This window comes from Protofrankia sp. CiP1_Cm_nod2 (assembly GCF_920664355.1).
Taxonomy (GTDB): Bacteria; Actinomycetota; Actinomycetes; order Frankiales; family Frankiaceae; genus Protofrankia.
Genome location: NZ_CAKKTL010000166.1, coordinates 845 through 11,768, shown reverse-complemented (window position 1 = coordinate 11,768; position 10,924 = coordinate 845). Strand labels below are relative to the sequence as shown.

Below are 10,924 nucleotides of genomic sequence, written 5' to 3'. Positions count from 1 at the left end.
CGTCACTCCGGTCGACGGCCTGGCCAAGACCGCACCGACCCGCTCGCACGGCGACCCGCAGGCGGGACCTCGTACGACTACGACCAACGCCATGCGGCCCAGACCCGGAGGCAACGTGCCCATCGAACGCGCCGCGCTTCTCCTCGACGGGCTGACCGGGATGTTCACCTCGTTGGGGTTCGACGCTCTCCAGGACGAGGTGTTCCGGAACCTGGTGATCGCCAAGCTGGTGGAGCCGACCTCGATTCTGGACACCGGCAGGGTCCTGACGGACCTCGGCGCCGCACCGGCGAGCGAGAAGACGATGCGTCGTGCCCTGCTCCGCGCCCGCCACGGCGGCTACCGCGGCAGGCCCGCCGCGCTGTGCTTCGCCCACGCCGTGGCCGCCAGGGTGGATAAAGCTGTGACGGGCTTGCAGCTACACGAGAGAGTCGCGTGACTGAAGTAGTCGCAGTGCCGCGAGTGCATCCGCGAGCGGGATGCGCTCCTGTTCGAGGCGTCGATGCCGTACCCAGGTGGGGTCGGTAAGGGCACCGTACATGGCGCGTTCGTCGGCGGTCAGGTACGGTACGTCGCGGCGTCTGCCGGGGCCGAGCGGTGTGCTGCGGCGATCGAGTGAGGTACCGAATCGCTCGTACCGTTCGAACGTCACCATGTCCATGAGCACCGTTCCCCGGTCTTCGGGTTGGCCAGCGCCCACAGGATCGGCATGCCCGTCGGGGTGCAGACCAGGTAGAGCTTGAGCCCCCAGTAGAACCGGGAGTGCGACGCGCAGTAGCCGTAGCCGGCCCAGCCGGCCAGCTCCGAGCGTTTCACGGTCGGCCGGGACATCCCGCACGGCACCGGGGTGGCGTCGGTGATCCAGTGGTTGTCGAACCAGAAGTCACTGTCGACGGCGAGCACCCTGATCACCTCCTTGACCAGCGGTAACGCCGTCTTCAGCCGCCGGTTGTAGCCGGACTGGCCCGGCAGGTACGGGAACATCCCGGCCAGGTGTTTGCGGGCGTGGCGTAGCCAGCGTGCTTCGGAGCGGTGGCCGAGCAGGGCTTGGGCGACCGCGAGGCAGACGAGTTCGGAGTCGCTCAGCGTGGGCGGCCGGCCTGTTCGTCGCCTCCCTCCGATCCGGTCGTCGATCTTCACATAGAGTGCGGTCAGGAGGGTTTCCAGGTCTTGCGTCACAACTCGATCTTGGAAGCCCTCTCTCTATTCACGATCACCGCCCGCCCAGCGTTCGGACTTACTCGTCTAGCGGACCGCCCGCGAGCGGCTTAGCGGGACTTTCCGTTCCGATGCTCCAACTAGCGCGAATCGCATCGGATGCGAACACGCGTCACCCTGCATACGAGGTTGCACCGAGGGGCCGTGGCCTGGGCTTTTATGGGTCCGGAACGCGGAGGATCATCGTCTCACGGCGCGCCGCACGGTTGCGCGCGGGCCCCTGATCGGCCGTTTCGCATCAAATGCAAGGATTCTGCATCGGATGCGGATGGGTTGGGGGTTACGGTAGGTGGCGGATCGGGAGTCGGTCGCGGGAGCAGCGGGGTTGTACCTCGTGGCTGGGGTGCCGCTGCTGCGGGCGGACGAGCAGGTGTTCGCGGCGATGATCGAGGGCTGGGCCAGTCAGCAGACGGCCCGCAATCTGGCGGCGGGCACGGTCGAGGGGCGGGTCCGCGCGGTACGGGCGTTCGCTCGGCACGCGGAGGCGTATCCCTGGGCCTGGACGGCAGCGATGGTCGACGACTGGTGCACCGATCTGCGGGCGGTGAGGAACCTGCGCCGCTCGACGCTGCGGAACTACCAGGAGGCGGTCCGGCTGTTCTGCGCCTACACGACCGATCCCGCCTACGGCTGGGCGCAGCGCTGCGAGCAGGAGTTCGGCTCGCACCCGGTGCAGGTCTGCCACGAGTGGAACACCGCGGTGCACGCTCAGCAGGCCGAGAGCGACCCGGGCAAGCGGGCGTTCACGCTCGACGAGCTGCAGGCGTTCTTCGATCACGCAGACGAGCAGGTCAGCCGGATCCGCGCGGCCGGGCGCAAGGGCTGGCTGCCGGCGTTCCGTGACGCGGTGCTGTTCAAGGTCGCCTACTCCTACGGGCTGCGCCGCCGGGAGGTGCGGATGCTCGACCTCGCCGACTTCGGCCGCAACCCGCACGGCCCCGAGTTCAGCGACTACGGCGTCTGCCAGGTCCGGTTCGGCAAGGCCTCGAAGGGTTCGCCGCCGAAACGGCGCAGCGTGCTGACCGTCTGGACCTGGACCCCTGAGATCCTCGACGAGTGGGTGAGCGACTTCCGGCTGCTGCTCGCCCCGGACGGCGGCCCGGCTCTCTGGCCGTCCGAGCGGGCCCCGCGGGTCGCGCTGACGCAGATCAACGCCCGGTTCGCCACCTACCGCGACGCCCTCGGCCTGGACCAGGCCCTCGACGTCCACGCGCTGCGCCGCTCCTACGTGACCCACCTGATCGAGGACGGCTACGACCCGCTGTTCGTCCAGCAGCAGGTCGGCCACGAGCACGCCTCGACGACCGCGATTTATACCTGCGTGTCCTCGGACTTCCGGACGCGCACTCTGCGCCGCGCGCTCGATCAGACCTTGGCCGCGGCTCTGACGCCGACGGAGAAGGCGCGATGACGGTCAGGCGGCAGGTCAGCTACCAATGGCGGCTGCGCGAGGTGATGGCCACCCGCGGCCTTTTCACCATCACCGACCTTGTCCCGCTGCTCGCCGAACGGGGCATCACCCTGTCGGCCTCGCAGGTCCACCGGATCGTCATCGGAACCCCGGAACGGCTCTCGCTGCCGGTGCTCGCCGCGCTCTGCGACATCCTTGAGGTCACCCCGGCCGAGCTCATCGCGACCCGCGCGGTCAACGCCGCGCCGCGACGGGCGGCCGTCGGCGACGGCCCGGCGCCGGTCGACCTGGCCGGTGAGATCCGGCCGAAGCGGGCCCGGCTGCGCCCCGAGTGACGGCCCGGACCGGCCGCTACACCGCTGAGCAGTACGAACGCTGGCACATCCGCGTCTGCGCACGCTGCGCCCGGCGGGCGTCTCTGTCGGCGAACTGGTCGGACGGGCCGATCTGCCGCAGCTGCTACGACCGGGCCGCCCGGACCTACGGCCGCTGCCCCGGCTGCGCTGCCGAACGTCTCCTGCCCGGCCGCCGGGGCGACGGGACAGCGCTCTGCCGGGACTGCGCCGGCATCACCCGCGACTTCTTCTGCTCCCGCTGCGGCTTCGAGGGCCTGCTGCTCGGCGGCCGGCTTTGCGAACGCTGCACCCTCACCGACCAGCTCACCACCGCCCTCGACGACGGCACAGGGAACGTCAGCCCACCGCTGATGCCGCTGCTCGACGCGGTGCGCGCGATGCCCAGGCCGAAAAGCGGCCTGGCCTGGCTGCGCAATGCCCGGGTCCGCGAACTGCTCGCCGACCTGGCCGCCGGGCGCATCGAGCTGACGCACGAGGCCCTGCACCCGCTGCCGAACTGGCGGACCGTCGCCTACCTCCGCGACCTGCTGATGGCCTGCGGCGCGCTGCCCACCGTCGACAAGCAGCTGCTGCACCACGAGACCTGGCTGCACCGCCAACTGACCGAGCTCGACGGCCAGCCCCATGCCCGGCTGCTGCGCCAGTTCGCGACCTGGTCGCAGCTCCCCCGGCTCCGCCACCGGGCGGCAGCGCGCCCGCTGACCACGCACAGCCGCAAGACGGCGGCAGAGCAGTTCACCCAGGCCCGCCTGTTTCTGACCTGGCTCGACGAACGCGGCCGGACCCCGGCCACCCTCGCCCAAGCCGACGTCGACGGCTGGCACGCCACCCACCTCGACCACGCGAAACGTTCCCTGCGGGCGTTCCTGACCTGGGCGATGAGCAGCGGCCAGCTACCCCACCGCGACCTGCCCCGCCTCCGGATCGCCCGCGCCGAGCCACTCACCCAACGCCACCGCCTCGACCTGGTGAAAGCCGTCCTCACCAGCGAGACCGGCACGTCGTCGACCCGCGCGGCGGCCTGCCTGATGCTGCTCTACGCCCAGCCCGCCAGCCGGATCGTGCGCCTCACCGTCGACGACATCACCACCGACGACGGCCAGGTCCTGCTACGGCTCGGCGACCCGCCCGTCCCGGTGCCCGAACCGTTCGCCGCTCTCCTCCTGGCCGCCGCGGCCCAGCGGAGCAACATGAACACCGCCACAAACCCGGACAGCCGCTGGCTGTTCCCCGGCCGCCGCGCCGGCCAGCCGATGCACCCCGGCAGCCTGCTCGACCACATCCGCACTCTCGGGATCCCGAACCAGGCCGCCCGCACCGCCGCGCTACGCCAGCTCGTTTTGCAGGCCCCGGCTCCGGTCGTCGCCCAGGCCCTCGGCTACCACCCGACCACCACCCAGTGGCACCGCGCCGACGCCGGCGGAACCTGGACCCACTACGCCCCAGGTGACCACGGCAGACAGACGCCGACCGCCAGATAGCTCGCCGCGTCGCCGCAACGGTCGAAGGAGAAGAGTCATGCTGCCGCCGGACAATCATGTGCACAGCCAGTGGTCATGGGACGCGCCCGCGGGGTCGATGGAAGATACCTGTCTACGTGCGCTCGAACTCGGGCTGCCCTCGGTGGCGTTCACCGAACATGCTGACCTCACTCCCTGGACCCACAAACCAGACGAGGAGGTCCCAGACGCGTGGCGCCCTCTGCTCGCCGAAGGCGTCCTGACTCCGCCCCCGCTCGACCTGGACGGCTACCGAGAATGCCTGGCGTCGTGCCGGGAACGCCATCCTGAGCTGCGCATCCTGTCGGGCATCGAGCTGAGCGAACCTCACTGGCACACCGCCCGCGCCGAGACGCTGCTCGGCATGGGTCCCTTCGAGCGGGTACTGGCCTCGATCCACTCCGCGCCGGCCGCCGACGGCTCCGGCTTCACCGAGGTCTCCCGCCAGTACATCGATCAGCAACCGGACAAGGTCGTGCGGGCCTACCTGTCCGAGACCATGCGCCTGATCGAGCAGTTCGCGGCGTTCGACGTCCTCGCGCACATCGACTACCCGGTCCGCTCCTGGCCCGCGGACGCGAGGCCCTACGACCCAGACGACTTCGAGGACGAGTACCGCGACGTGCTGCGCTGCCTGGCAACTGCCGACAAGGTCCTCGAAGTCAACACGCGGGTCCCGCTGCACCGCCAGGTGCTGGCCTGGTGGCACGAGGAGGGCGGCCAGGCCATCACCTTCGCCAGCGACGCCCACGACCCTGGCGCACTCGCCCGAGGCTTCCGCGACGCCGCGCGCATGGCTGAGGCTTCGGGCTTCCGCCCAGGCCCAGATCCGCATGCCTTCTGGGGCCGCAGCTGACCCGTCGGGCGATCGCCAGTCCTGCCTCGCCCGCCGGCCGCCCGCACGCGAGCGGTCTCCACACCCCGCAAGCCCTCACAACCAGTGACGGTCAACGGCTCGATCTTGGGAATACAGGCCACCCGAACACGCGATCCTGCCAGTCTCGCGGGCCGTTCCAGCGTTATCTGGTGGTACGGCCTGTTCTCCCAGGTCAGGGCGTTGGGCGACCGTAAGCCAAGTAAGGCAGGTTACCTGGGCATGCGGACCTGGCGGTCAGCAGGTCGCGCGGGGCCCGGACGGCAACGGACCGGGCCCCGCGCGAATGCCGTGGTCAGAGTCCTTGCGTCAGGAAGACGGCGTCCGGGACCTGAACGGTCTCGGGGGCGGTGCGGGGGAGGAGACCGAGGATTTGGGCGGCGACGTACTGCGCCGACATCATGGCTCCCTCCTGCCAGCCGGGCAGCGGGGATGCCTGGTCACCGACGACGTAGAAGCGGCCGTCACCCTCGGGCTGGAGGAGCTGCTTGTAGGCGACCTGGTGGTCGGGGTCGGCCGGGTCCCAGTCGGCCCAGCCGCCGAGCTGGTGGGGCACCTTGTGCCAGGCGATGGTGACGCCCAGGTCCTGGGGCACGGTGGTCTTCTCCAGGAACTCCCGGTGCAGCTGAGCCGCGCCGTCTCGGGCCAGGCGCAGTCGCTCGTCCGGCGCGAGCTTGCCCGTCTCCTTGGCGTTCTCACCGAAGTTGTAGGCCCCGGTGAGGGTGCCCGTCTTGGAGAAGTAGTCGTTGGACGGGTACCAGAACTGGGTGATGGGGTGGTCGGTGAAGTTGATGCCGCCGTAGATCTGGTTGTGGTCGTCCTCCCAGAACCGGCGGTTGGCCTGCCAGCCGACCTTGCATGTCGGCGCGAAGTCCACCGCTTCCACGGCGTTGCGGAACTCCGTGGAGAAGCCGGTCAGCGTGAGCTGCTTCAGCACCGGCAGCGGGATGTTGCTGACGCAGTAGTCGGCCGACGCCGTCAGCTCCTGGCCCCCCGAGTAGTAGGTGATGCTGACGCCGTCGCCCGTCAGGTCGACCGAGGTGACCTCGGCGTTCAGCTGGACCGTCGCGCCATACTCGGTGGTGATCCGTTCGGTGAGAGCGTGGACGATCTTGTCCATGCCGCCGACCGGCTGGAACATCGTGGCCTGCCACATGTAGTCCACGGGCTGGTAGAAGCGGTGCTTCCAGAACTCCGAGGTGACCAGATCGGACAGGGGCAGCGGGGGCGCGGGCGTGGGGTGCTCGTGGACGTCGAGGGGCTCGGCGTAGCCGGAGCGGGTGGAGCCGTGGTACTCACCCTCCTCGTCCAGGTCGCCGAACTTGCGCAGCAGGTCCCGCAGCAGGCCGGTGAACTCGTCGTCCCCGGTCAGGGTGGCGGACAGGAGCGCGGCGAGGTGGCCGCGGGTGTCGTTGGCGACGCGCCGGTTGCGCCAGGGCTGGCCGGGCGGGGTGTGGCCCGCGCGGTGCACGACGTTCGCCGTGGTCTCCATGACGTACGGCTCCAGCGCCACCCCGAGGTCGGTGCAGTACTTCAGCACCCGGCGGTGGTGGTACGGAATGCGGCCGGGGCCGAGGTTGAGGTACAGGCCCGGATCGAAGGCACAGGTGTGGGTCAGCTCCAGACTGCCGCCCTCGCCGTCGAGTTCGTACAGCTTGTCGCCGTTGCGGACGGTGCGGCTGCGGCCGCCGGTTCGGGACTGCGGCTCCAGGACCGTGCACCGGTAGCCGAGCCTACCCAGTTCGTAGGCGGCGGTCAGTCCGCCGATGCCCGCGCCGAGGATCAGCACCGACTTCTCCTCGCCGGCCGCCGCGCGTGGTGCGGCGGCGAAGTCCGGCGCGGCGCCTTCGCCGGAGCTCAGCGGGCCGGCGAGGCCGGACATAGCTGCGTAGAGTGCCTGTGCGGACGGGACAGTCGGCGTGCGCGTGGTCATGGATCACCTTTCGGGTCGGGCGCAAGGGTGCCGCTCCCGGTTCGCCCGGCCCCTGCGAACTGCCCGGTGCAGAAACCCGCAGGTGGGCCACCGAGTGGCGGAGCGTTTCACGAGCGACCACCTATGAAACGGCCTGCGCCATGATCAATCTCAGCGCTAACCACGGTTCCATTGATCCCCGAGGCCGTCATCACCCAGACCGGGTGATGACGGGCGGAGCGGCGTCGGGCCGGGCACGCGGGATATCCGCGGCGGCCGGCCGGGCCGGCGCATCTACGTGGCCTGTTCGCGCAGGTCACGGGGGTGGACCTCCTCCACCACTACTCCAAAAATCTTGACCTCCTCAACGACCTTAAATGGCTACTCAAAGTAATAAAAGATAACGAAAATAACGACGAACCCGACGAACCGGATCTTCACGACCAAGCGGCCCGCCACCGCGGAGGCCGCCCATGAGCGGCGCTCACCAGGCTGATCCCTGGCGCAACACCATCCTCCTTGGCGACGCCCGCACCCGTCTGGCCGACCTGCCGCCGGCCTCCGTGGACTGTGTCATCACCAGCCCGCCGTACTACGGCCTGCGGGACTATGGCACTGCCGGGCAAATCGGCCTGGAAGCCGATGTTGCCAGCTGGGTGGCCGACCTCCGCGCCGTCCTAGCCGAAGTCGCTCGGGTGCTCAAGCCCAGCGGCGTGCTGTGGCTGAACCTCGGTGACGGCTACGCCCGCCATCCCCGGGAAGGCGCCCCGGTCAAGAGCCTGCTGCTCGGCCCGGAACGGCTGGCCCTCAGCCTGCTGGCCGACGGCTGGCGCTTGCGCAACAAGGTCATCTGGGCCAAGACCAACCCGATGCCGTCAAGCATCCGGGACCGGCTGAGCGCCAGCTACGAAGTGGTCTACAGCTTCACCCGGGCCCGGTCGTACTTCTTTGACCTTGATGCCATCCGGGTGCCGCACCGCAGCGCCCAACCACCGCAGGCCAGCGCCACCGGCCGGGCCTATCCCCCGGCTTCGGCCGTGGCAACCGTCAACCGCACCCGGCGGACCAACCGCAACACCGGGCTCGGCAGCCTCAAGGTCAACGGCCTCACCGGCCACCCGCTCGGCAAGAACCCGGGCGATGTCTGGTGGTTGGCCACCGCCGGCTACCGGGAGGCGCACTTCGCGACCTTCCCGATCGCGCTGGCCGAGCGGCCGCTGCTGGCCAGCTGCCCGGAGCGGGTGTGCGTGGGCTGCGGGAAGCCGTGGACGCGGGAACCGGCCCGCCGGCGCGGCCACTTGGCCGTGCTCGGCGAGCTGCGCCCGAGTTGCGACTGCCAAGTCGGCTTCCGGCCAGGCGTGGTGCTCGATCCGTTCCTGGGCGCCGGCACGGTGGCTGTGGCGGCCGAGCGGCATGGCCGGGAGTGGGTGGGGATCGAGCTGAACCCGGAGTATGCGGCGCTGGCCGAGGCGCGGATCGTCAAGGCACGGACGAAGATCGCAGCCGGTCGGGTTGGAGAGGCACAGGCTTCGCCCGAGGTGTCGGCGACGCCAGCTGCAGCCGGAGCCGTGGCGGCATCTACGGCGGGTCCTGACCAGCGAACCAGAGCGGTTGCCCGGCAGGTAGCTACTCGTACTGCAGCCGTACGCCCGCATGATCCGCGAGCTGCTTGATGTGGCGGGTTTTGCGGGCGGAGTCGACCCTGCTGGTTTATTCAGGCTGCTGCCTGGGTGAAGTCGAGGCGGGCGAGGTGGGTGGCGCGGGTGCGGTCGAGGGGTTGGCCGGTCCAGTAGGCGTCGAGCCGGATCATGTTGATGGCCGTTGCGGCGATGTTGTGCTCGAGGGTTGTTTTCGGTAAGCCGACGTAGCGGGCGGTGCGGGTGCCCGTGACGTGGGTGGCCTGGCGCATGGTGCCCTCGATCCCGGCCCGGGCGGCGTAGCGGCGTTTCCATTCGTCGGTCGTCTGTTCGGCCCGCGCGGCGGCGAGGGCTTCGTGCAGGTCACGGTCCCGGATGGTGATCTGCCGGCGGGTGCCCTTCGTGCACAGCTCACGTTTCGGGCAGGGGCCGCAGTCCGCCTTTGCCCAGGTGACCACGATCGCGTCGGTGTCCCGCTGGCGGCACGGGGTCCAGGACGTGCTGGCCACTCCCTGGGGGCAGGTGCCGTGTTGCTGGTCGAAGTCGAAGGAGAAGCTCGCCTTGTCGTAGCCCTGTGCGGCCCTGGCCTGGGCGGACTGGTCGAGCAGGACCGGGGTGACCAGCGTGACCCCGTGGGTCCGGGCGGAGCGGACGATCTGCTCGGCGCTGGGATACCCGGAGTCGAGCAGGTGCTCGGCGGGCAGCAGCCGGTTGCGCGCCAGCCCGGTGTGGATCTCCTCGAGCGCGGCGGCGTCGGAGGTGGTCGCCGCGGTGGTCAGCACCCCGGTGATCAGGTTGGGGAGGTCGCCGCGCCCGGCACTGTCCGCCGCCTGCGGGGTCGTCGGGGTTGGCGCGGGGTCGGGTGGGTTGCAGGTCTCGCTGACGTGGACCTTGTAGCCGTCCCAGCCGTGGTCGCGTTTGATGCTGTGGCGGGCGTCGAGGTCGTAGGGAGAGATCAGGCGGTCTCTGCCGGGCGGGAGACCGTCCCCGCCCTCGGACTCGCTCTCCCGCCGCCGCACCACCTCCGCACCCCTCGACGTGGTGGTCCGGTAGAACTGCTGGCACCAGACGCGGCGTAGGGCGTCGACGGCGGGCAGTTCGCGCAGCCACGGCGGCGCGGTGGGCGCGGCGACCTGTTCGAGCAGGTGGTAGCCGTCGCGGCCGTGGTCGAGCATGAGCGCCGTGCGCCTCGTCTCGGACTCGGGCAGGTGCCAGTTGTCGATCCGCGCCCCGTAGCGCAGCTGCCAGGACGGGTCGATCACCCCGGTCAGCCAGTCCGGGGCGGCGCTGGCCAGCGCCTCGAGCGCGGCGCGCAGGGTCTCCCCGGCCAGTTCGAGACGGCACAGGTGCCGGATCGCCCCGAGCACGTGGGTGGAGTCGGTGCGTGCCCGCCCGCCCGCCTTCACCAGCCCCCGGGCGGCCAAGCGAGCGAGCAGCGCGTCCAGAGCGAGGGTCGAAAGATCCCCCTCGACGAGCCGCGTGCGGAACTCGGACAGGACGCTGGCATCGAACCCGGCGTCGTCGAGCTCGAGGCCGAGGGCGTATTTCCAGGACACCCGGTCGCGGACCGCGTCCGCGGCCTGCCGGTCCGTGAGGTTCTCGCTGAACTGCAGCACCGTGACCATCATCAGCTGGCCCGGGGAGATCCCCGGACGGCCCCGCACCCCGAACGCCGCGGTGAACCGCTCGTCCTCGTAGACCGCGGCAAGCTCGTCGCGGATGTGCATCGCCAGGTTCCCCTTCCGGAACGCGGCGCGGGCGACCTGCGCGGTCAGCGGGGGAACCTCGGGCCAGGGCCTCGGGTGCAGGGACACACACGCCATCATCCCGACGCGATGCCCGACGATCCGCCACCGGACCACGTGTTGCCCGCCGCGTTGGACAGCGCCGACATCGTCACACAACGCCGACCCAACGTGTCGATGGCACCGTCGACACGATCAAATCCGGCCCCGGCTGCCATCCGCCTCGACCGCACCTCACCGCCTGAATAAACCAGCAGGGTCGTACCAGGGTG

The 10,924-nt window shown here is 70.3% G+C and carries 8 protein-coding genes and 2 pseudogenes; 6 read left to right on the top strand and 4 right to left on the bottom strand.

What is annotated here, in order from left to right; all coding sequences use genetic code 11:
• Window positions 1-388: pseudogene (locus tag NBW84_RS17220) on the top strand (IS1634 family transposase); the annotation flags it as partial.
• A gap of 30 nt (window positions 389-418) precedes the next feature.
• On the opposite strand, the gene NBW84_RS24465 reads toward NBW84_RS17220, so the two are convergent.
• Both NBW84_RS24465 and NBW84_RS17215 read right to left on the bottom strand, forming a co-directional pair.
• Entirely contained in the window at window positions 419-655 is a 237-nt protein-coding gene (locus tag NBW84_RS24465; protein ID WP_445548747.1) for a Wadjet anti-phage system protein JetD domain-containing protein, read from the bottom strand.
• An 11-nt stretch (window positions 656-666) separates the two neighbouring features.
• Window positions 667-1,179: pseudogene (locus NBW84_RS17215) on the bottom strand (IS982 family transposase); the annotation flags it as partial.
• A 409-nt stretch (window positions 1,180-1,588) separates the two neighbouring features.
• On the opposite strand from NBW84_RS17215, the gene NBW84_RS17210 reads away from it, so the two are divergent.
• From NBW84_RS17210 to NBW84_RS17195, 4 genes are read left to right on the top strand one after another with little or no spacing between them, the layout of a single operon-like run.
• Entirely contained in the window at window positions 1,589-2,629 is a 1,041-nt protein-coding gene (locus NBW84_RS17210) for a tyrosine-type recombinase/integrase (RefSeq protein WP_445548748.1), read from the top strand.
• On the top strand, window positions 2,626-2,964 hold the full coding sequence (locus tag NBW84_RS17205; RefSeq protein WP_250285754.1) for a helix-turn-helix domain-containing protein: 339 nt from the start codon (window positions 2,626-2,628) through the stop codon (window positions 2,962-2,964). Before NBW84_RS17210 ends, NBW84_RS17205 begins: the two co-directional genes overlap by 4 nt.
• Complete coding sequence (locus NBW84_RS17200) at window positions 2,961-4,466, top strand: site-specific integrase (RefSeq protein WP_250285753.1); 1,506 nt, start codon at window positions 2,961-2,963, stop codon at window positions 4,464-4,466. The genes NBW84_RS17205 and NBW84_RS17200 overlap by 4 nt, the downstream gene beginning before the upstream one ends.
• Window positions 4,467-4,503: 37 nt before the next feature.
• Window positions 4,504-5,340, top strand: a complete 837-nt coding sequence (locus NBW84_RS17195) for a PHP domain-containing protein (protein WP_250285752.1) — start codon at window positions 4,504-4,506, stop codon at window positions 5,338-5,340.
• Window positions 5,341-5,653: 313 nt separating this feature from the next.
• Here the strand turns inward: NBW84_RS17195 and NBW84_RS17190 are convergent, their stop codons facing one another.
• A complete protein-coding gene (locus NBW84_RS17190) occupies window positions 5,654-7,291 on the bottom strand; it encodes an FAD-dependent oxidoreductase (protein WP_250285751.1) in 1,638 nt (545 codons plus the stop codon).
• A 452-nt stretch (window positions 7,292-7,743) separates the two neighbouring features.
• Between NBW84_RS17190 and NBW84_RS17185 the strand changes: the two genes are divergently transcribed.
• Window positions 7,744-8,943 (top strand): DNA-methyltransferase, encoded by a 1,200-nt coding sequence (locus NBW84_RS17185; protein ID WP_250285750.1) that lies wholly within the window; start codon window positions 7,744-7,746, stop codon window positions 8,941-8,943.
• 41 nt (window positions 8,944-8,984) lie between these two features.
• Here NBW84_RS17185 and NBW84_RS17180 read toward each other — a convergent pair whose 3' ends face one another.
• Complete coding sequence (locus tag NBW84_RS17180; protein WP_250285749.1) at window positions 8,985-10,721, bottom strand: IS1182 family transposase; 1,737 nt, start codon at window positions 10,719-10,721, stop codon at window positions 8,985-8,987.
• Between the last annotated feature and the right edge of the window lie 203 nt (window positions 10,722-10,924).